Origin of the sequence: Chryseobacterium panacisoli (assembly GCF_008274625.1) — a bacterium.
Lineage (GTDB): Bacteria > Bacteroidota > Bacteroidia > Flavobacteriales > Weeksellaceae > Chryseobacterium > Chryseobacterium panacisoli.
In genome coordinates this window covers 57,735-77,493 of sequence record NZ_VTRU01000005.1, presented here as the reverse complement: position 1 = coordinate 77,493, position 19,759 = coordinate 57,735, and the positions used below count along the sequence as shown (strand labels likewise).

General features: G+C 36.3%; 19 protein-coding genes. 7 read left to right on the top strand and 12 right to left on the bottom strand.

Going from position 1 to position 19,759, the window contains the following annotated elements:
* Nucleotides 1-3: 3 nt before the first annotated feature.
* Entirely contained in the window at nt 4-1,380 is a 1,377-nt protein-coding gene (locus FW781_RS17780; RefSeq protein ID WP_149388646.1) for an MFS transporter, read from the bottom strand.
* 69 nt (nt 1,381-1,449) lie between these two features.
* Here FW781_RS17780 and FW781_RS17775 point away from each other — a divergent pair, with 69 nt between their 5' ends.
* The 3 genes from FW781_RS17775 to FW781_RS17765 all read left to right on the top strand — a co-directional run bounded on the left by FW781_RS17775 (nt 1,450) and on the right by FW781_RS17765 (nt 3,657).
* Complete coding sequence (locus FW781_RS17775) at nt 1,450-2,298, top strand: AraC family transcriptional regulator (RefSeq protein WP_149388645.1); 849 nt, start codon at nt 1,450-1,452, stop codon at nt 2,296-2,298.
* A gap of 103 nt (nt 2,299-2,401) precedes the next feature.
* Complete coding sequence (locus FW781_RS17770) at nt 2,402-2,896, top strand: MarR family winged helix-turn-helix transcriptional regulator (protein ID WP_149388644.1); 495 nt, start codon at nt 2,402-2,404, stop codon at nt 2,894-2,896.
* The gene (locus FW781_RS17765) at nt 2,893-3,657 is read left to right on the top strand and encodes a hypothetical protein (RefSeq protein ID WP_149388643.1); all 765 of its coding nucleotides are present in this window, start codon (nt 2,893-2,895) and stop codon (nt 3,655-3,657) included. Before FW781_RS17770 ends, FW781_RS17765 begins: the two co-directional genes overlap by 4 nt.
* A 123-nt stretch (nt 3,658-3,780) precedes the next feature.
* On the opposite strand, the gene FW781_RS17760 is transcribed toward FW781_RS17765, so the two are convergent.
* From FW781_RS17760 to FW781_RS17735, 6 genes are all read right to left on the bottom strand, one after another.
* Entirely contained in the window at nt 3,781-4,023 is a 243-nt protein-coding gene (locus FW781_RS17760; RefSeq protein WP_149388642.1) for a hypothetical protein, read from the bottom strand.
* Between the two features lie 134 nt (nt 4,024-4,157).
* Nucleotides 4,158-4,853 (bottom strand): ABC transporter ATP-binding protein, encoded by a 696-nt coding sequence (locus FW781_RS17755; protein ID WP_149388641.1) that lies wholly within the window; start codon nt 4,851-4,853, stop codon nt 4,158-4,160.
* On the bottom strand, nt 4,847-6,193 hold the full coding sequence (locus FW781_RS17750; RefSeq protein ID WP_149388640.1) for a DUF3526 domain-containing protein: 1,347 nt from the start codon (nt 6,191-6,193) through the stop codon (nt 4,847-4,849). Before FW781_RS17750 ends, FW781_RS17755 begins: the two co-directional genes overlap by 7 nt.
* Nucleotides 6,194-7,639, bottom strand: coding sequence for an ABC transporter permease (locus tag FW781_RS17745; protein WP_149388639.1), 1,446 nt, complete (start codon nt 7,637-7,639; stop codon nt 6,194-6,196).
* A 3-nt stretch (nt 7,640-7,642) separates the two neighbouring features.
* Nucleotides 7,643-9,952: a TonB-dependent siderophore receptor gene (locus tag FW781_RS17740; RefSeq protein WP_149388638.1), complete on the bottom strand. Its 2,310-nt coding sequence runs from the start codon at nt 9,950-9,952 to the stop codon at nt 7,643-7,645.
* Between the two features lie 130 nt (nt 9,953-10,082).
* Nucleotides 10,083-10,436, bottom strand: coding sequence for a hypothetical protein (locus tag FW781_RS17735; protein ID WP_149388637.1), 354 nt, complete (start codon nt 10,434-10,436; stop codon nt 10,083-10,085).
* Nucleotides 10,437-10,927: 491 nt separating this feature from the next.
* Here FW781_RS17735 and FW781_RS17730 point away from each other — a divergent pair, with 491 nt between their 5' ends.
* Together FW781_RS17730 and FW781_RS17725 are read left to right on the top strand one after the other, a co-directional pair.
* Nucleotides 10,928-11,368: a lysozyme gene (locus FW781_RS17730; protein WP_149388636.1), complete on the top strand. Its 441-nt coding sequence runs from the start codon at nt 10,928-10,930 to the stop codon at nt 11,366-11,368.
* 96 nt (nt 11,369-11,464) lie between these two features.
* Nucleotides 11,465-11,851: a hypothetical protein gene (locus FW781_RS17725; protein WP_149388635.1), complete on the top strand. Its 387-nt coding sequence runs from the start codon at nt 11,465-11,467 to the stop codon at nt 11,849-11,851.
* Nucleotides 11,852-11,910: 59 nt separating this feature from the next.
* On the opposite strand, the gene FW781_RS17720 is transcribed toward FW781_RS17725, so the two are convergent.
* Nucleotides 11,911-12,876, bottom strand: coding sequence for a P63C domain-containing protein (locus tag FW781_RS17720; protein WP_149388634.1), 966 nt, complete (start codon nt 12,874-12,876; stop codon nt 11,911-11,913).
* A 772-nt stretch (nt 12,877-13,648) separates the two neighbouring features.
* Between FW781_RS17720 and FW781_RS17715 the strand changes: the two genes are divergently transcribed.
* On the top strand, nt 13,649-13,954 hold the full coding sequence (locus FW781_RS17715) for a hypothetical protein (protein WP_149388633.1): 306 nt from the start codon (nt 13,649-13,651) through the stop codon (nt 13,952-13,954).
* A gap of 564 nt (nt 13,955-14,518) precedes the next feature.
* Nucleotides 14,519-15,460, top strand: coding sequence for a pentapeptide repeat-containing protein (locus tag FW781_RS17710; RefSeq protein ID WP_149388632.1), 942 nt, complete (start codon nt 14,519-14,521; stop codon nt 15,458-15,460).
* 664 nt (nt 15,461-16,124) lie between these two features.
* Here FW781_RS17710 and FW781_RS17705 read toward each other — a convergent pair.
* Genes FW781_RS17705 through FW781_RS17690 form a run of 4 tightly spaced genes read right to left on the bottom strand, consistent with a single transcriptional unit; the run spans nt 16,125 to nt 19,758 of the window.
* Nucleotides 16,125-17,351, bottom strand: coding sequence for a cytochrome-c peroxidase (locus FW781_RS17705; RefSeq protein ID WP_149388631.1), 1,227 nt, complete (start codon nt 17,349-17,351; stop codon nt 16,125-16,127).
* 10 nt (nt 17,352-17,361) lie between these two features.
* Nucleotides 17,362-17,757, bottom strand: a complete 396-nt coding sequence (locus FW781_RS22825) for a DUF3995 domain-containing protein (protein WP_172625759.1) — start codon at nt 17,755-17,757, stop codon at nt 17,362-17,364.
* Between the two features lie 19 nt (nt 17,758-17,776).
* Nucleotides 17,777-18,346 carry an anthranilate synthase component II gene (locus tag FW781_RS17695; protein WP_149388629.1) on the bottom strand — a complete coding sequence of 190 codons (570 nt, stop codon included), beginning with the start codon at nt 18,344-18,346 and terminating at the stop codon, nt 17,777-17,779.
* Complete coding sequence (locus tag FW781_RS17690) at nt 18,343-19,758, bottom strand: anthranilate synthase component I family protein (RefSeq protein WP_149388628.1); 1,416 nt, start codon at nt 19,756-19,758, stop codon at nt 18,343-18,345. Before FW781_RS17690 ends, FW781_RS17695 begins: the two co-directional genes overlap by 4 nt.
* Nucleotide 19,759 lies beyond the last annotated feature (1 nt).

Below are 19,759 nucleotides of genomic sequence, written 5' to 3'. Positions count from 1 at the left end.
ACTTTAATCAATGAATTTTCTCAATCTGCTTCCTGCCCTTATTCCAATAAGTTGAAAAATACCAATCATTCCTACTGCTGCTGCAAATGCTTTTGTGAATCCCAACATGGGTATCAGATTAAAAAATAAAGTTCCGATAACAGCTCCTCCGGTTACACTGCCAATCTGAATGCCAATGCTTACAAGTCCGGAAGCCTGCCCGGCTTTATCTTTAGAAATCTGAGAAATAGCTGTACGCATCATAACCGGCATAATGGTACCATGCCCGAATCCGGCTATAAACAAAGTGATATGAGTGATTAAAGATGGTTTTTGCTGAAAATAAAAAACGGCTGCACTTATCACAAAGCCTGTCGTCAGCAATCCCAATCCTACGTAGATCATTTTAGCAGCGCTCAGTTTTATCCGGGCGGTGATTAAAGGTCCCAGAAAAAAGGCAAGCCCATAAGGAACGATAGCCAATCCTGTCTGCATTGAATTCTGATGGAGAAACTGCTGCAAATAATAAGGATAGCAAATGAATAATCCTGCAGTGAAATTGTAAAAGAAGATGATCAGAAGGCTTAATGCAAAAGGTTTATGCTGCAGCAGTGCCGGATCTATGAGTACCGGACGGCTTTTTTGAAGCTGTTTCTTCTCATATCTTAAAAATAAAATAAGTAATAAAATTCCTCCAAGAAGAATCCCGAAAATCCACCATGCCCATTCAAATTTTTGCCCGAAAATAAGAGGGCAGATGAGCATAAGTAAGGCTGTAATTAATAATAAAGCCCCTGTAAAATCAATCCCTGTTTCTTCTTTCTTAGTATCCTCATTCATAGTAAAATGGATGCCCGGAATACAGATCATCGTAATAGGAACATTGACAAGAAATACCATTTCCCATGAAAAACTTCCCCAATGCATGCTTAAAAGAAGGCCGCCAAGTAATTGTCCAACTACAGAAGCAAGACCAAATACTGAACTGAAAAGACTCACAGCTCCAGGCTGCTCCTGACTGCTGAAAAGATCCTTTATAGAAGCCAGTACCTGAGGAGCCAGCAGTGATGCTCCGACCCCTTGAAACAGTCTGAAAATAATCAGCCATGTAATATCAGGAGAAAATGCGCAGGCAAGAGATGAGAACAGGAAAGTATATAATCCTGATATAAACACCTTTTTGCGGCCATAAATATCACCCAGCCGCCCTCCGCAAACAACAAGCGCTGCATAAGTGAGTCCATAAATGGCGATAACCATCTGAAGCTGATGATCGCTTGCTCTGAATGCTTTTTTGATAGATGGCAAAGCCATATTGACAATAAAATAATCCAGAGGTGAGAGAAAAGCACCTGCGATTAGAAAATTGAGTGCCTGCCACCGTTTCGGATATGTGTTCATATTTTTTTATGCAAAAATACCCGCTTTATGTTCTGTTAAAATTGTACTTTTGGAGGAAAATACTGTGTGATGAAAGGACTGCCGCTTGAAGCGATTGATGTAAGAGAAATAAAACTGAAAGACGAAGAGATCATGTTTAAAACAAAGACTCTTCTCTCGTTCGTTTATATCGTCAAAGGCAAAGGTACGCTGATGTATGATGGCCGCATTATTGATTTCTCTCAGAGTAAGCTTTTCATTATCCCTCAGCAGGAAGAGTATTGCTTTAAAAGTAAAGATGCTCAGTTTATCAGTATTCAGTGTCCAATAGAATTTATTGATAAAATACGTTTGGAAGCAGACCGTATTGAAAGCTGTGAAAATTTATATAAATTGCAATATATCAGCCATAATTATCATGCGAGGGCTGGTTGTGTATTCAGGAATAAAAATGATGAACGGTTTGCGGAAACCCTAATTCTGCAGATCGCTAATGAGTTTAAAAACAAAGCAGAAGATTATCTTATTATCCGCAACTGTATGTCGATCCTTCTGAATCTGATTGCCCGGAATATTATTCAGAGTGAAACTCCTGACCTTCAGGAAAACCGCAAAGCCTTTTCGATCATGAAGATCATCACTTATATTCAGCAGCATATAAAGGATCGTGAAAAAACCGGAATTCAGGTTATTGCTGAACATTTCGGAATTTCCGGAAATTATTTCGGAGAATATTTTAAACAGCAGACAGGAGTTTCTTATCAGGATTATCTGCAGGACTATAGACTGAAACTGGTAGAAACGTATCTGAAATACAGCAGTATACGGCTGAGTGAAATTGCCTATGAACTCCAGTTCAGTGATGAGAGCCATCTTTCCAAACTTTTCAAAAAATATAAGGGCGTGACACCTGGTGAGTACAGGAAACACTTCAAATAGAAACCTGCTTTACTAAGATTTTTAGTTCAGTTTTAAAAAAAAATATAAAGTCAACTATGTAGTTGACTTTATATTTTATATATTTACAGTAAATATATTTCAGATGGATTTTGACTTCATTAAAGAATTAGGATATAAAGCATTGGACAGCAGGCTGAAGAGAATCAGTGACAGGATGTCCCATGACGTTCGGAAATTTTATAAAGAATTTGGAATTGATGTTGAACCCAATTGGTATCTGGTCTTTATGCTGCTGAAAAAGAAGGGAGAAATTTCAATTACTGATATTGCTGAGCCACTGGGATATTCGCACCCATCTGTTGTGGTTATTGTTAAAAAAATGAATGAAAACGGTTATCTTATCATCAAGAAAGACAGTATAGATAAACGGAAACAGATTATTTCATTGTCTCCTAAAGCTATTGAAATGCTTCCCCAGCTGGAGAAGATCTGGGACAGCTGTGAAAAAGCAATTTTGAAAGTACTGTCAGAAGATCTGGGGATTTTCACTTATCTGGATCATATTGATCAGGAATTAAAAGATGAGTCTTTCCATCACAGGTTTAAGCACGAATATTTAAAATCAATCAAATCATGAAAGCATTAATTCTCATCACTGCATTTCTTTTTTCAAATCTTATGATTTCGGCAACGGAAACCAAAATCATGATACGAGCGAAAGCAAGAGATGCCAAATTTATCGGAACTTCATTGGGAGGCGCTCATATCATCATCAGAAACAAACTTAATCAAAGAATTCTGGCAGAAGGAAATACCACAGGAAGCACCGGAAATACAGATCTGATTATGAAAACGCCTAAAATCAGAGGAAATTCCATTGCAGACGAGCAGACCGGAGGTTTTGTGGCAGCAGTGGATATTGATGAGCCCACATTTGTGAATATAGAAGTGATTTCTCCTCTGAACAGTAAGCAGGCTCAAGCGGTTGTAAGCACAGAGCTCTGGCTGATTCCCGGGAAGCATATTGTAGGAGAAGGTATTATCCTTGAAATTCCGGGTTATATTATTGATATTCTCAAACCCAGAACGCATCAGTATATTGCATTGAGCAGTATTAAAGATAAACCTTTCCAGTTTCAGGCTAATATTGTTATGATGTGCGGATGTGTCATAGATAAAGGAGGGGTTTGGAATTCCGATGAAATTGAAGTAAAAGGAATTCTGAAAAAAGACGGAAAATTTGTAAAGAATATAGATATGTCGCTGGTTTCAACCAATCTTTTTGAAGGACATCATATGATAATTTCACCGGGAAATTATGAACTTGTCCTGTATGCTTATCATGAAAAAACAGGAAATACAGGTGTAGATAAAGTGAACTATGTAGTCTTTGAATAAAGCAATTACAATAAACTTGAATTAAAATCGGCTCTTTCAAAATTGTCATTCTGAACACAGACTAAAGGTCTGCGAACGTAGTTCAGAAGAGTGGTGAAATATCCTAAACCTTCAGAAAATAAATTATAAAACCTGAAGTTCTCTGAAAACCTCAATAATAGCTTCAATAAGTCCTTTATCTATCGTGTTTTCTGCAGCTAAATCCGGTAAAAGTGCTCTTAAGTCACCATGATCATCACGCTCAATGATAACTTCAGTTCCATCAACATCTACATACAATTTGTAGCCGTGTGAGAATGTGGCAAGCTTTCCGTTGAAAAGCAGTTCTTTACCCTTATAGGTTACCGGTACTTCAAATTCTTCCATTACTGTGGGATCTATTTATCGGACAAAGGTCGGAAAATTTTAATTGATATCCATCATGGCTCAATATGAAGATATCAGCAAAATGCCCGGCAACAAAAAGTCACCGGGCATCAACCAAATATTTAATATGAAAATTAAATCGTTTTCAGATACAGCTCCTGTAATTCCTGTGCTGTAAAGGCTTTGGAAGGTAAGTTTTGTACAAGTTCCCCCTGTTTCATAATACCGATATTGGTGGCTACACTTGCCGCATTGAAAATATCATGGGTAGCCATTAAAACAGTTCGGCCTTCCTTACCGAGCTGGCGCACAATTTCTGTAAATTCTGCTGTGGCTATAGGATCTAATCCGCTGGTGGGTTCATCAAGGAGCAGTACTTTTGCATCTTTGGCGAGGGCAATGGCAATTCCTACTTTCTGACGCATTCCTTTAGAATAACCTCCCAATGCTTTCTGATGGGCTGCTTCCTGTAATCCGGTGCGCTGAAGTAAGGCAGATAATTCTTCTTTCTGATAATTAAATCCTGCAATTTTGGAAAAGAAATCGAGGTTTTCTATTCCTGTAAGATGTGGATATAAAAGAACGGTTTCAGGGATATAAGCCAGATGCTTTTTTATTTTTTGAGGCTGTTCTTTTACAGAAATATCATTAATGAAAGCATCTCCGGAAGTTGCTTTAATAAGCCCCAGAAGAATATTGATCGTTGTGCTTTTTCCGGCTCCGTTTTGTCCGAGAAGAGCAAATATTTCCCCTTTCTTTACTTCCAGATTAAGAGAATGAAGAGCTGTAAAATCATTATATTTTTTATGTAAGTTGATTGTTTTTAACATAGTTTTTTGTATTTGTTTTGTGAAAGGATGATGAATAAAGCAATGAAGAAAAGATAGGGCAGTAGTAGCTGAGCCCATTTCAAATGTTCAGACAAGCTGAATACCTGTATGGTTTGCTGTGCCCAGTTGATAGATTCGGCATTCTTTCCTGAGAAAATAAGCGGATAAAAGAATAACCGTTTGTCCTCGTGAAATTTCTTAAGTGAAGAAGCATATTGCAATTGATTATTCATATCAGTTTTTGCGAGATGACTCTCTGTGAGCTGCGTATGGAGATTCGGAAGGAGATAGCCCAAACAGATGGCTGCCTGATTTCGTTTCTGCATTTTTTCGGTATACAGTTCAGCCGATTTTGCAGACTCCAGATCTCCCATATGCTGCATGGCATAATACCAGGTCCAGGTAAAAGTGTCATTTTCTTCTACGGTAAAATTTCTGTATTGAGGATATGCTTTATAGAATTTTTCCATAGTCGGGCGTTTGGCTTCATCCCATTTGTTGTGGTAGCCTTCTCTCTGTTCCATAACTGCTTTAAGGGATTCATGCACAGGATAGATCTTTTGGATCAGAATATTACTGCTCATCGGAATGATAAAATTGATGCTTACCCACACGATCAGAAGAATCAATGCATTCTGAGCCGATGATTTCCGGAAAGAAATTATCCATCTGGAGAGAGCAAACCAAAACAGAATATAAAGCCACCCACTAAACACAAATGCTGTATAATAAAGGTCTAAAGGTATTTTTATCCAGATCAAAGCAATGATCATTAGAAGAAAATACACAGCTGTTACAGCACAAAGTCTTATGAGCATTTTATAATCCAAAAGCTTTTGTAAATTGCCGCTCTGAACCGAAAGAAGCTTCCAGGTACCTCTTTCTTCTTCCTCAGAAATCAGATTATAGCAGAACGCAACAATCACCAATGGAAAAAGAAATACAATCACAAAGCTGAAATCAAAGTTTCCGACAGCAGCATTGGCAGGATTATAAAAATCAGAATTATAACGCTGTTCTTCAAGATTTCGGATGGTAACTCCCTGTATCGAAGGATTTAAATCACGCATTCCGATATTTAAGGCAGCCAGTCTGGGCGTTTCATTCATCAGATTAAATTTAATATAATAAAGAACCAATCCCAGATCATCTTTATGAAACTTCGTATTCCTTTCTATGCTTTCTTTCTGGAATGCTCCGCTTTTGGAAATAATATCTTCATTCCGGTCCAGAAATTTTTTCCCTGTATAAATAGCCATCATCCCGGCCATGAACAGAAATAACAATGCAATGATGTAGGCTTTGTTACGGTAAAATTGGGTGTATAAATAACGATTCATCTAGATTAGTTTTAATTTTCTTCCACTTATTTCAATTGCGGCAATGCATATTGCTAACCAAAGGAGTAAAGCAACAGCAGGTATTGACTGTTCTTTCAGGCTGTCCCCAACAGGAGTATACTGATAATTAAAGTCCGGGAATTTTTTCCAGTTTTCCTTATCAATCACAGCAGGTGGACCTCCTTTTTCCGGCTTTATATTGCTGATATGCTTAATCTGAAGATCATTTAAATGCTGAGACATCTGATAGCGGTATTCTTCAGCCTGTTTTTGAAACTGAGTGTAAGAGTAAAAATCAGTGCCCGTTGCAATCATAGAAAAATTTTTAACTGCAATGGCAGGATTGATTAATCCTGAGATATCAGTCAGGCTTTGTTGTTTGTGGTAAATAGTCTGCAGTTCTTTCTGATGTCTGATATAAATTTGAGAACTTATCTTTTCCCCCTCTTTCATGACAAACCCGCCATAGTTAAAAGGAAGTTCATCGGTGGAGCTTACTTTATAATAAGCCAGTAAAGAATCTTTAATTTTCTTAAAATGAGGATCATCAGGATTGTGGCTGTCTCCGGATTTTAGAATATCCTTTTCCAGATTGGTTTCAAAAGCGATACGGGAAGGAGCCGGATATAAATTCTGCGCGGCAAACTGAATTCCTTTAGGCAAAACAATAATGAAAAGAAGCCAGAACCCGATAAGACTGATGAGTGCTGAAGATGTGCTTTTACTGTTCGCAGAAACGATAACCGTTAAGGCGCTGATGAAAAAGTAATAGATCATATAGGCGGGCAGCAGGAATAACAAGCGTATTAAAATATCCGCTGAATCTGTGGTTTCTGACATCAGTGCAGCCACGAAAACAACAGGAATTACCGGAATAAGGAAGCATAAAGAAAACAGCCAGAGCCCCAGAATTTTCCCCCAGACAATATCTCTTCCTGAAGCTCCCTGTACACTAATGATTTTTAAAGTAGCGTTCTCACGTTCCTGTACGATCAATCCAAACCCTAAAAAAAGAATAATCAGAGGAACAATGCTCTGCAGAATAAACGCGCTGCTGAATGCCCCGAATCTTACCAAAGTACCTGAACTTCCGGCTTCCGATAGATTAGCTGTATTTTGTTTATGTGCCTCCAGAAATATAACATTTCCAAGATAATCATCTAATCCGTTATCAAAAATATTAAGAGGGTGCCCGATTCTGAAAACCAGATAACCGTAATGTGCCATTCGGTGCGGATGCTTATCAGGTCTGTGTTCCCAATGTTCCCGGATTTCTTTCCGGTATTCTTTAATTTTTGAAAAAGAATCGGTATATTTTGTAAACCCTATTCCGATGCTCAGCATACAGAAAAGGAGTACAGTAATGGTGATAAGCAGGTTCTGTTTCCCTTTAAACAGGTCTTGCCAGGTCTTTCTCACCATCAGTTGTAAGTTTGAAATAGCCATAATTTAAAATTTATAAGTAGCAGTTAGTAAATAATTTCTTGGGGTCCCCGGAAATAGCCTAAGATAATTCTGAGCTCCGATCCAGTAGACCTTGTTGGTCATATTATTCAGGTTAAAAGCCAGCTGGACAGATTTTGCAGGCGTATAATACAAGGCCGCATCTATGGTAGTATACGCCGGAAGCTCAAAACTTCTTGTAAACCAGGGCACTTTTGAACTCTGATAAAGCATTCCTGCTCCAATTCCAAAATCTTTTATCAGTTCTATGGTTGAAAAGTTGTAGCGTGTCCAGATATTGAAAGAATTTTTAGAAGTATTTTCTTTCCTTTTCCCTACAAGATCAGGATTGGTATCATCCAATATTTTAGCATCAATATAGCTGTAACCTCCGTAGATATGCCATTGAGGAAGAATCTGTCCCGAAAACTCAGCTTCAAATCCACGGCTACGGTCCGCACCGCGCTGTACAAGTTCATCAGGTTCTGAAGGATTGTTGGCATTGATGATAAGGTTTCTTTGATGGATCTCATAAATAGCAAGATTCAGAGAGATTCTGCCAAAAATTTGAGCTTTGACTCCCAGTTCTTTAAGATCAGAAGTTAAAGGTTTAAACCTCGCTGCAGATCCTGTAAGACCAGATGTATTAGGCATCAAAGTTACCGTATTGGATTGTGGCTGGAATCCGGTCAGGTAAGTTCCGTAAACGTTAATATGGTCTGTAAGACTATATGTTATTCCAAACCTGTACAGAAGCTTATTATTTTGGAATGAGGACTCATTGGATTCTTTGAAATTGGTAGTGTCCTGAAACCATTCCTGACGTATACCTGATAGAACTTTGAACTTTTTCCATGTGAAAAAATGCTGAATATAGGCAGCGTGTGTGGTTGTAAGGGCAGAAGGCAGAGGAGTTATGACATTCAACGTATTAAAATCATTACCCTGATAATTTTCTGCACCCGGATTCAGATCAAAAGGAGTGACGTTGGGTTTAGGGATGAGTATTCCGTTGTAATTGAGGGTCTGGTAATCAGAAGCATTGGCAGGTTGGTAAGAAGGAGCTACAGAACCATTCTTTAAAAGAAAACCTCTTGCGGCATTTTGCTGTCCGCCATATCTTTTTTCCCAGATCTGGCTGTCATAACCTATTAAAGCCTGATGCTGAACAGCACCTGTTTTGAATTTAAAATTAAAATAAGCATTGATATTGTCTGTTGCCCAATTTTGTTTTCTTTGCACAAACTGCATCATTGCGAGGCTGGAAACCGGTTTGTTATCCATATCAGGAACAAAAGAATTGGTTGTCCGGTGTTCCTGCAGGTTTTCTCTCCAGTATTGCTTCATATAGGAGGCATTAAAACTGATAGCGTCGTTAAAATGATGGGCAACACTTCCCATTAAAATCAATTCTCTGGTTTTAAAAAAATCATCAGGAGCTCCCAGATTCAAAGATCTTGGTGTACTGTACAAATCTGTTTTTCCGGCAACAGCACCGAAAATAGGCTGTCCTCTGTCCAGATTTCCATAAAGATCACTGAAAATCATTTCTACATTCACAGATGTTTTTTCATTGGGAACAAATGTGATGGATGGAGAAATTAAAATACCGCTGTTTTTGACATGGTCTCTGAACGACTGGGCGTTTTGGTAAGCTCCGTTAAAACGGTATAATAGCGTTTTACTCTTATTTAAAGGGCCTGTAAGATCTGTGGTGAGACGGTAAGTATCAAAACTACCTCCCGATAAACTGATCTCATGACGGGAAGTTGACAACGGTTTTTTGGTAACCATATTAATTGTTCCTCCGGGATCCACACTGGACATGGTAATGCTTGCCGGACCTTTAAAAACCTCCACACGCTCGATATTAGAAGTCATAGGCTGTAGAAAATAATACTGTCTGGTCCGCATTCCATTGATAATCTGTCCTTCTTCATTTTGACTGATTCCACGGATGTTGTATTGGTTGTAATAGCTGGAAGGAGAAACTCCATTCACATTTTTCATCACATCTCCAAGCTGAAAGGCCTGGCGGTCGGTAATCAGTTCCTTGGTAACTGTATTAAGAGTTAAAGGAAGATCTTTATTTTTCATAGCAATCTTGGTAGCAGCAAAAGAATAGTCTGATGTATAATCTTTAGACTTTCTTCCGATGATTTCAACCGTTTGTACCTCTGTAGATAAGGAATCTTCAGAACGGGACTGAGCATGTAGAAAAGCGGATGCGGTAACGAAACTTAAACTTAAAAGCTTCGCAGAATTTGGGGAAATACAATGAATTATTCCCAAATAATTATAATTACTGGTAATCATGAACTGGGATGTACGGGCAGTGAAACGCCCATTAATAAAAGGATATCTTTAATTTTGTGAAAACAGAGGTATCCACGGTATAACAGTACAGACTAAAAAATCTGTATACGAAAAAAGACAGCAGGATAAATTAAGCTGCCGCAAAAAATGAGGATGGGGGAGCCCGGGAGCTGAAGAAGTCGAGAAGACAACGGTATGAAATGGCTTTCGGTTGAGGCATTTCGCTGTCATTCGTACTATTGATCGCAAAATCCATATCCAGAGGTTCAGGAAGGAGAACATTATTCATGTGCATATGTAGTGCACACTGACATTCGTCGTCCTGTGAAAAGGTTGGAATTTTCTCTTCTTTGGAACCTTTTTTATAAATCACTTTACTTTTCGAGTGTTTAGCATGATCAAGACATGTGCTTACCCCGCTGACATTAGAAACAAATATCAGAAGTAAAGAGAAAACAAAAAAGACTCTGAGAAATTTTTGCATAATAGAAAAACAAAAGTACAATTTAATTTGATAAAAATGTAATGATGAAGAAAAAGTAATATATATTTTTTCAAGCTGTGATTTCAAACTGAGTGGTTTTATCTTCCGTTGGGCTCATGAAATATTTTCAACAGCCGTATGATCTGAATCATATTTTCTGATATAGACACTTGCTATATTTGGCCCATTGAAATTTCATATTTCTGACAAATTACAGTATAACCTTCCGATGATTCGGGAGGTTTTTTGTTTTATATTAAATTTATAAGTTACAGCCTCAATAAATTCAGAAATTGAGCAAATTCAACAAACATCTGTTTACAGGCAGAAGATGGACTGCAAGCAAAAAATACCGAGACCTTAGAGCATAAAAAATAAAATCAGTACTTAAAGGAAAAATAATAATAACACCCGATAAAAATAGGGGTTTTTCCTCACTGTTTTGGGATTTACAATTTTAATTTTGCTGAACAATACATAAAACGAAATACATGAAAACATCACAAAAAGGAATCAACCTGATTGTCTCATTTGAAGGCTTCAGCGCTAAGCCTTATCTGGACTCTGCGGGAATTCCGACGATAGGGTATGGTAGCACTTACTATCCCGGAGGAAAAAAAGTAACCATGAAAGATCCTGAAATCACAAAAGAAAAAGGAATAGAATTATTTGCTGCAGTCCTGCCAACTTATGAAAAGATCGTAAACTCAAAAGTGAAAATAGCAATTAATCAGAATCAGTTTGATGCTTTGGTTTCTCATGCTTATAATACCGGAGGATCTGAGACTTTGTTTTCTTTGGTCAATAAAAAAGCAGAAGAGCAGGCAATAAGAAATTGGTTTACTACGAAATATATTACTGTTGCTGGAAAAACATTAAATGGTTTAATTCGCAGGAGAAGGGCTGAAGCTAATCTGTTCTTTTCTAAATAAACTTAAGTATTACAAGACCGTTTTTAAATAGCATTATGGGAAACCATAATGTGTGCTTCCGGAATAAGTGTATTTTTGTATAAAATAATGATAACAATGCAACAGATACAAATAAAAATTAACAAAAGTGGTATAAATGGAGAGGCTATATTACATATATGTTTGACAAATACATATGATTTCGAATATACAGTGAAAAGAATCAAGATAGTTTCATGCGCGCCAGATAGTAAAAACAATGTTGTTGAGCATATTAGTAATGATGATTTTGAATTAGCTATTATGCCGAGAGAAAGTAAAGGGCATCAAATAAATATTAAAAATTTTAGAGAAGAAAACTGTTATACAGCAAAGATTGACGAAGATGATCACGGTTATCCTCTTCATGAAGCTCATTATGTTTATGCGGAAGATGCCGAGCAAAGGATAAACGATGATCTTGGACTTAGCTTTAATAGATTTTGGAAATGCAAACTTCCCTAATTCTTCAGGTAATGATCTGAAAGTAATAAAGAATCCCCACTATTAGGTGGGGAATTTCGTTATTTATTATCATAGTTTTCCAGATTATCAGTGGCACCGTCTACTTCTTTAGGTTCTATTGTAAAGCCTTTTTCATTAAAATTGTAAGGAAGTTCTAATTGTCCCTGTTGCCTACTTTTTAACTTGTTAAATTGTCCCCACATATGTTGCATATTATCAGATAATTGAAATAATGTCACCATTTGATTTATTTGAGCTGTTAAATGTGGATTACCAATATCTTCAGTTAATAATTGATGAAGCCTTGCTGTCTTATTTCCCACATTGCTTTTAGGAACATTCTTTTCTAACTCTTCTAAAATGCCAGCAGGAAGTTGTTCGTATATCAATTTCTTTGTCCAAGTTCCAATCACGCCTGGTCTTTTTTTTATTCCATTGACCGTAAAATCCCACCCATTTAACCTGAATAGCTCTTTATAATATATATCAGGAAATTTCTTTTGCCATGGAAGTAATTCCGCACTAATATATTTTGCTAAAATCTTTTGAAGTTCATCATTTTCTCTTTTATATTGGTATCCTGTAACTTCGTCAACTAATGCAACAATACCAACCTTGGCAACTGATCTTATTATTAGTTCTGCATTTTCAATTATATTTTCTGGAATATCTGTGCCGGTTTTTTTTGCTTGTAAAATCGAATCGCAAATATCAATCAATATAGTTACTTCGTAACCGTAAGTGCTTGATTGAGAGCCTCCAGCTTGGGGTCTTTGAAATGCAATAGGATTGTTTAATTGCTCTAAAACGCCAGTATTTAAATATGGTTTTATCGCCGAGTCATTAACAAACTTACTTAACCATGAACCTGAAGTTGATGTAGATCCTAGGGCTTTCTGAATTCCTCTACCTGAGAAAACTCTTGTTCCATCTTCCAGCACATAACAAGGTATTTCTATTTCTCCAAGTTGCAAAGGAGTTTTATCGGAGCCATATTCAGCTTTTATTATTTTTTTTGCTGTCATTTAAATTAGGTATTAGTTAAAATCCGAATATACAAACAATTAGAACACAAGCCTTACGGTTTCCCGTAGAGTTATAGCTACAGTCTATCCGTATATTCACGCAGTTTTTTAAAAGTACAAGTCAAGTTTTTTAAGTGTCCTCGGTTTCCCGGGGATTTTTACGTTAAAAGAAAATGTGCTATTAAACAGTATATGCATTGTTAGTGATAAAAAAGAGTTTTTAAGAGAGACTTTATTTAACACCACATCATTATAACTTATAATTCATTTTGCACTTTTACCTCCCTGTTGACGCGGGAGGTTTTTTATGACTATAGTCATAATTCAATTAATAGAGATTTATTAATTTTGAAATGTTAATAAAATTTTTTATTATAAGTTTTTATCCTCGGAGAGATCCGGGGATTTTTCTTTTAAAAGAGCGATGTTGTCCTGAAGATTTTAAGTGTGAGTTGTAGCCCCAACGGATGATTTCTCGAATTTTTTTAAAGAAGATTTATTGCGAATAGAAAGTATATATGAATATTTTGATTCTAGTGATAAGCCGTTTTGATTTCAAAATTTATATAAATGTCTCGTCCTAAAATAAGTTGACAATTAATTAAATTATTATGAAAGGTCAAGAATTAAAAAGTGAAAAATGAAAAATGAAGACAAAGAGACTACAGCATTGGCTTTAAATTAAAGGTAGTTTATAACCAGGTCCAATAGAAGTATGGCGTTAACGAATTGCTGGAAAATAGTTTACGAAGGTAAAACCACAAATATTAATATGAATAATTTCTATGGTCATCCTTTTTATATAATTTTTGAATATATAGAAACGGTGAGTAAACAGTTAACAATGTTAATTAATAAAAATAATAGATTACTTTCCGATCTTTTTCCTATAGAACTAATCTTGAAAGGTATTATTGATCACAATCAAGGTTACTGGTTAAATTTATGTTTATCTGTTATTATTAAAATGGAATGTTTAAACAGTAATATTATACAGCTTTTGATTACAGCTCAAAATAATAAAAAATTTAGTCAAGAATTAAGGCATAAAATAGCAGGCTGTAAAAGTTTGACATAGAGACTTTTATGCACAAAAAAATAGACAATTATCAAATAGTTGTCTCCTTCAGACTTAACGAGCATATCTTCAAACACTTTTATCGATGATTTGGTTAGATTAAGTCAAATTAAAAATGAATTATATCCCTCCAATTTATCAAACAAATTCTATTATACTTTTGTTTAATGCAATTAAGTTTTCAACACTTGTAGAAATTACTGTTGGAATAATAACTGTTTATTTGGCTGTTTCGTTCTTGTACCCATAAACCGAAGAGATATCGAAACATTTGGTGGAAGATTTAGAAAGAATTTCTGAAATTTCTAAAAAATGTATCGATCGTTGTCAGAAAAAGGGAAAATAGGAAGCAGAAATTTATATTGTAATATTTTAGTGAGAATATGTATCATCATTGTATACTTTTATTCGTCTTTTTGATGAAATGACTGTTTATGCCACTATAAGTTGTCAAAAAACAACAGTAAGTAGTGTAATTACAACTACTGCGATCCGGCTTTATGATAAAACTGACTATAATGTGTTTTACATTTGCCCTGTAGAAAAACTAAAATAAAAAATAATATGAATACCAAAATGATTGGCAGTAAAATTACTGAAGCACGAAAAAAATTAAGTATGTCACAAGCCGAGCTTGCTAAACATGTATTTGTAAGTCCACAGGCAGTTGGGAAATGGGAGCGTGGGGAATCATTGCCAGATATTATTACTTTAAATCAGCTGACAAAAATCCTGGATGTTGATCTAAATTATTTTTCAGAATATCTTCAATCTAGAGATGAGGCAGTACATAAAATAGATGGTAACGCGACCACAGAGGCAGATCAGATTATTCAGGGAAGTACTGATGCATCTGGCATTCGGGAACCAGAATTATTGATCAACTTCAGTGGTAGCAATTTAGCAAAAAGTGATTTTGCAGGTGTTATAGCCCATAAAAGAAAATTTTATGGAAGCTCTTTAAGCGAATCTGATTTTTCGGGTGCAGATTTAGTTGGCAGTACTTTTACGGGGAATGATATGCGTAAAGCTAATTTTGACGGCGCAAACCTGACTGATTGTGTTCTGTCTGTCAGTGACCTTTCAGAGTCAAGTTTTAATGAAACTATTCTCGTACGCACCGAATTCAATAAGTCGGGACTAGCCCAGGCAAAGTTCAATAATGCAAAACTTACCAATGTAAAGCTAATTAAGACCGATCTTACTAAAACAATGTTTGAAAACTGTGTTTTTGAAGGGGTAGATTTTGACTATTCCGATTTGAGGGGAGTATCTTTTGATGGGCAAACTTTTTTAGGCGTTAAATTTCATAATGGAGCATTGAATGAAGTCACATTTATTGGCGCGACCCTTAAAAATGTTTCATTCCGTTCGACATTTGCTTTGACGAATAGATATTATCGTGCTATTAAGACTGTACGTTTTGATGGTGCAATGATGGATAAATTAACATATGCAGCACTCAAAGGGATTGGAGCAGATTTGTCAAAAGTTACTATGATTTGAGTATAAAGTATAAAACAGTATACACCAAATCATTGGGGCTGCATTATAATAACCATAGCAAAATGATACCCTCTGTTATCAAAATGAGAGGGTAATTATTTTACATATTTTTCTAAAATATACAGAAATGCCCGGAAAGACTGATTTTTTATATTTAAACATTTTTTTTGCCAGTCATTTGATCGCAGAGAACCTACTGAATAGAAACTTTTTGATTGGCAGTCCATCACAAGCTTGGTGCTGTGATAACTTATTCCCAAACCAAAGATGTTTTTTTATAGCTAACAGGAATATAGATTTGTACGACAGAAAAATAATTGGCTGGAGTTTAAGTTCGGGGATGAGTAATGATTAGGCAAGTTTAGCCGCATGGAAAATGGCTGTTAAAAATAGAAAAGTTGACCATGGATTAATTCTTAACTCAGATAGAAGAGCTCGATATGCAAGTAAAAAATTCATCATGATTCTTGAATTTTATAGTGTAAAGAGAAGAAAAAGCGGAAAAGATAGTTGTTTGTATAATGCAGTAGCTTAAAGTTTTTTCAAATCATTGAAAACAAAATTGATTTAAAATAAAATATACAAAATTATTTACTTTTTAACAAGAAAAAACCGCCTCAGTTGTGAGACGGCTTCTTTTCATTAAGCATAAATTTGAAATGTACTATTGATTAATAAAAGGATTTGACCATTTTTTATCAGTGTATATATTTTTTCCGGAAAGGGTTTTAAGAAACGCTACAAGTGCTTTTTTTTCTTTTTCCGTGACTCTCAGGTTATTGGCCAGTGCCAAACGTATATCCAGCTTAGGATTCTTGCTGCTTTTTGGCACTTTATTATAATGATCTACAACACCCTCTAAAGTGGTAATAAGCCCCGAATGCATCATCGGTCCGTTGGATACCCCATTGCTGTTTACAAGATCCCGTAAGGAAGGAGATTTTGTAACGTTAATATCAATCCCGTTACTGTTGATTATATTGATGACTCCGTTATTACTGGAAATAGGAGCTATACTGAATTCAGGAGCTCCATGGCATCCGGCGCATCCAAGCCCACCAGCTATACGATCACCCCCGACCAGTAAACTCAGCACAGGGATCTCAAGGAAAAGCTTTTTGCCTAAATTTTCTTCTGCTGTAAAATTCGAGAATGAAGAAAAATCTGAAAAAGACTTGGCTCTGCCCTGATCATATTTAGAATCAAAGGAGGTAATACTTCTTACAAACTGAGCCAACGCATTCTGCATTTTACGTTCAGTAATATCAGAACTTCCATATGCTTTGGTAAATAATTCCTGATAGTAAGGTAGACCTTTAAGTCTGGTAATGAGATCATTCACTGAAAGGTCACCATTACTGCCACTAAATCCCATTTCTATATGATCTTTAATCGGCATTGTAGTTTGGGTTTCTAAAGAGGAAGCTCTTTCATCCCAGAAAAAACGGGATTCAAGGGAAAATTTTGTATTGACCAGTCTCATGGAATGTCTTCCTGTCTGTCCGTTCACCCCTTGGCTTGCAATGCTGTTGTCTCCGAATGCCAGCTCCTGTTTATGGCAACTGGCACATGACACCGTATTGTTAGAGGAAAGATTCTTATCATAAAATAAAACCCTTCCCAAGGTGGCTCCTGCATCTGTTATCGGGTTTAGAAAGGGAGCATTGTCTTGAATTATATACGAAGGAATCTCCTGATCTGAATAGTTTGCCAAATTATTCAGATCAATGTTATTTCCAAAAGTAGCTGTTAAAGCACTGGACCTTTTGTAGTGGGACAAAGCTGAAACTTCAGGATCTGTTTCGGAAATAGGGTCATAAAGAGCATCGTTTTGACATGATACTATGCCCAGCATTATGAAGGGCATAAGGAATAATTTTTTGTTTCTCATATAAAAGTATTTAAAATGTGTTAATCAGTAATAATGTCAAAAAGCTTATCAGCACGCATAATGGAGTGTAGATGATGGTGTCTCTTTGGGAAAATGGAGTATTTTTTATTTTCTTAAAAAAACCGATGTATCTAAAATCTCCTACTGCTCTTATAAAAAAAAGGAAAGTGTTTATCCATAAAATAGGCAGCGAAAATCTGCTGGGAAAGACAATTGCAGATGCTGGCAGCAAAAAACAAAAGCCTGTAATAAGACAAACGAAAGCACCCGGTTCAAAAAGCGGAATTTCGTTTTCTGTTGTGGGAACTGCCAAATCCTTACCCCATGTCCCTCCCAATGCCCAATAGATGTGCAGAAATGATATTGACAGAATAATAATCAATAAAATATACCCGGTTATATTCATATAATATTTTCCTTGATTTTTAAGATTTAAGCCAGTTTTGCATAATATATTTTCCCGTTGGGGTAAGAAAACTCTCAGGATGATATTGCAGTCCAGTAATATCATATTTTTCATGCCTTAGAGACATGATTGTGTCTTGATCATCAGTAGATGTTATGACCAGGTTTTGAGGTAGATTACGGTTTTCCACCACCCAGCTGTGATATCTTGCGACTTCAATATAATCAGGCAATTCTGTATAGATTTTCTCATTTTTGTTAAGTGAAATTATGGAACTGACTCCGTGATAAACTTGAGAAGTATTGATAAGGTGAGCTCCAAAAGCGACTCCTATGGCCTGATGCCCCAAACAGATACCCAATATTTTTTTTGAATGCTTATAAGTCTCAATCAAAGGAATGCATAGCCCGGCATCCTGCGGTATTCCGGGACCGGGAGAGAGGACAACAGCATCATAATCCTGTGCTATTTCCAGCTGGAAGGCATCATTCCTGTAAACGTCAATCTTATAGTTACCACATTCGGAAATAAGCTGTTTAAGGTTGTAGGTAAAGGAATCATAATTGTCTACTAGCAGTATTTTTTTCATAAGGCATATGATGTAAATTCTTTTAACGTGTTCAGAATTAAGGTGATTTTATTGTTTACTTCTTCCAGCTCTTTTTGAGGATCAGACGATATGACAACGCCGGCTCCGGCGCGGTAAGTCATCACTCCGTTTTCGAATAAAGCACTTCTTATAAGAATGCAGGTATTGATATCATTATTAAATCCTATCCAGCCAAGTAATCCTCCATAGTATGAACGCCTGCTGCTTTCTATATCATCAATAAGCTGTACCGCCTTGTATTTAGGCGCTCCGCTTAATGTTCCTGCGGGTAGAAACTCTTTGACCAGGCGGATCGTATTAAGCTCTGTATTTAGTTTTCCCTGCACCTGGCTTACCATATGGATCACATTATTATAATGTTCTATGGTCTTCAGTTTACTGATGTGTACATTTTTTGCATATCTGCTGAGGTCGTTCCTTGCCAAATCAATCAGCATATTGTGTTCTGCATTTTCTTTAGGGTCTGCTAGCAGCTCTTTTTCCAGTAATGCATCTTTTTCTTTATACATTGTTTTTTTATAGGTTCCTGCAATGGGTTTTACTATTGCCAAACCATCTGACGAACTGAAATGGGTCTCTGGTGATGCTCCTGCTATTGTATAGTTTTCTTCTTCCAGGAAGAAATAATACTGGGCACTGTTGTTTTTCAGCTCCACAAAAAATGTCCACGGATCGCCTGCATAGTTTCTGGAAAATCTTCGGGAAACAACCAGCTGGAATACATTTCCTATCTGGCAGTGATGTTTTGCTTTATTCACTTTTTCTAAAAATTCTTCCTCTGTACAGTCTTTTTCTTCTGTGTTGGATACTGAAAATCCTTTTAATCCGGTATTTAAGGTGTATTTCAGTTGTTCTTTCATTTCCGTGATCTCATCGCTTTCTCCATTATAATAGTTATTGATGCAGACAACTTGTGAGAGTGTGATATTGAAAACATAAATATATCGGTATAGAGAAAATTTAAAGAGTGGTAACTGGTTGCTTTCTCTTTCGTCAGCATATTTTTTCAGAGAAATATTTTCTATAAGCTGTATAGAATCATAGCTGCTGAAACCTAAAAGACCATTATACGGATGAGAAATATTTTCAGGGGTGGTTTTTTTCTGCCATTCAGCTGTTTTATCCCAAAAATTGAGCTCGTCAGTTTCTATTGTTTCTGCCTTTTCACCTGATCTGTATTGAAGCTCATTCATATTATTTGACTGTAATGAGGCAATAGATTCTGCCGCAATAAAAACCAGCCTGTGATTGTCATTATTTACAGCTTCAGAAACTTCAAACCAAATAGAACTTGTGGCTTTCTGCCTCAGAGAGTTATAAAAACTCTTCATATCAAAGTTTTCGGGGTAATCTGAACTTATATGAGAAGAAAAGATCTTAGTTTCTTTCATG

Bases quoted from the DNA above. Each gene is read 5' to 3' on its own strand.
- FW781_RS17780 (WP_149388646.1), bottom strand. From the start codon at position 1,380: ATGAACACATATCCGAAACGGTGGCAGGCACTCAATTTTCTAATCGCA.
- FW781_RS17775 (WP_149388645.1), top strand. From the start codon at position 1,450: ATGAAAGGACTGCCGCTTGAAGCGATTGATGTAAGAGAAATAAAACTG.
- FW781_RS17770 (WP_149388644.1), top strand. From the start codon at position 2,402: ATGGATTTTGACTTCATTAAAGAATTAGGATATAAAGCATTGGACAGC.
- FW781_RS17765 (WP_149388643.1), top strand. From the start codon at position 2,893: ATGAAAGCATTAATTCTCATCACTGCATTTCTTTTTTCAAATCTTATG.
- FW781_RS17760 (WP_149388642.1), bottom strand. From the start codon at position 4,023: ATGGAAGAATTTGAAGTACCGGTAACCTATAAGGGTAAAGAACTGCTT.
- FW781_RS17755 (WP_149388641.1), bottom strand. From the start codon at position 4,853: ATGTTAAAAACAATCAACTTACATAAAAAATATAATGATTTTACAGCT.
- FW781_RS17750 (WP_149388640.1), bottom strand. From the start codon at position 6,193: ATGAATCGTTATTTATACACCCAATTTTACCGTAACAAAGCCTACATC.
- FW781_RS17745 (WP_149388639.1), bottom strand. From the start codon at position 7,639: ATGGCTATTTCAAACTTACAACTGATGGTGAGAAAGACCTGGCAAGAC.
- FW781_RS17740 (WP_149388638.1), bottom strand. From the start codon at position 9,952: ATGATTACCAGTAATTATAATTATTTGGGAATAATTCATTGTATTTCC.
- FW781_RS17735 (WP_149388637.1), bottom strand. From the start codon at position 10,436: ATGCAAAAATTTCTCAGAGTCTTTTTTGTTTTCTCTTTACTTCTGATA.
- FW781_RS17730 (WP_149388636.1), top strand. From the start codon at position 10,928: ATGAAAACATCACAAAAAGGAATCAACCTGATTGTCTCATTTGAAGGC.
- FW781_RS17725 (WP_149388635.1), top strand. From the start codon at position 11,465: ATGCAACAGATACAAATAAAAATTAACAAAAGTGGTATAAATGGAGAG.
- FW781_RS17720 (WP_149388634.1), bottom strand. From the start codon at position 12,876: ATGACAGCAAAAAAAATAATAAAAGCTGAATATGGCTCCGATAAAACT.
- FW781_RS17715 (WP_149388633.1), top strand. From the start codon at position 13,649: ATGAATAATTTCTATGGTCATCCTTTTTATATAATTTTTGAATATATA.
- FW781_RS17710 (WP_149388632.1), top strand. From the start codon at position 14,519: ATGAATACCAAAATGATTGGCAGTAAAATTACTGAAGCACGAAAAAAA.
- FW781_RS17705 (WP_149388631.1), bottom strand. From the start codon at position 17,351: ATGAGAAACAAAAAATTATTCCTTATGCCCTTCATAATGCTGGGCATA.
- FW781_RS22825 (WP_172625759.1), bottom strand. From the start codon at position 17,757: ATGAATATAACCGGGTATATTTTATTGATTATTATTCTGTCAATATCA.
- FW781_RS17695 (WP_149388629.1), bottom strand. From the start codon at position 18,346: ATGAAAAAAATACTGCTAGTAGACAATTATGATTCCTTTACCTACAAC.
- FW781_RS17690 (WP_149388628.1), bottom strand. From the start codon at position 19,758: ATGAAAGAAACTAAGATCTTTTCTTCTCATATAAGTTCAGATTACCCC.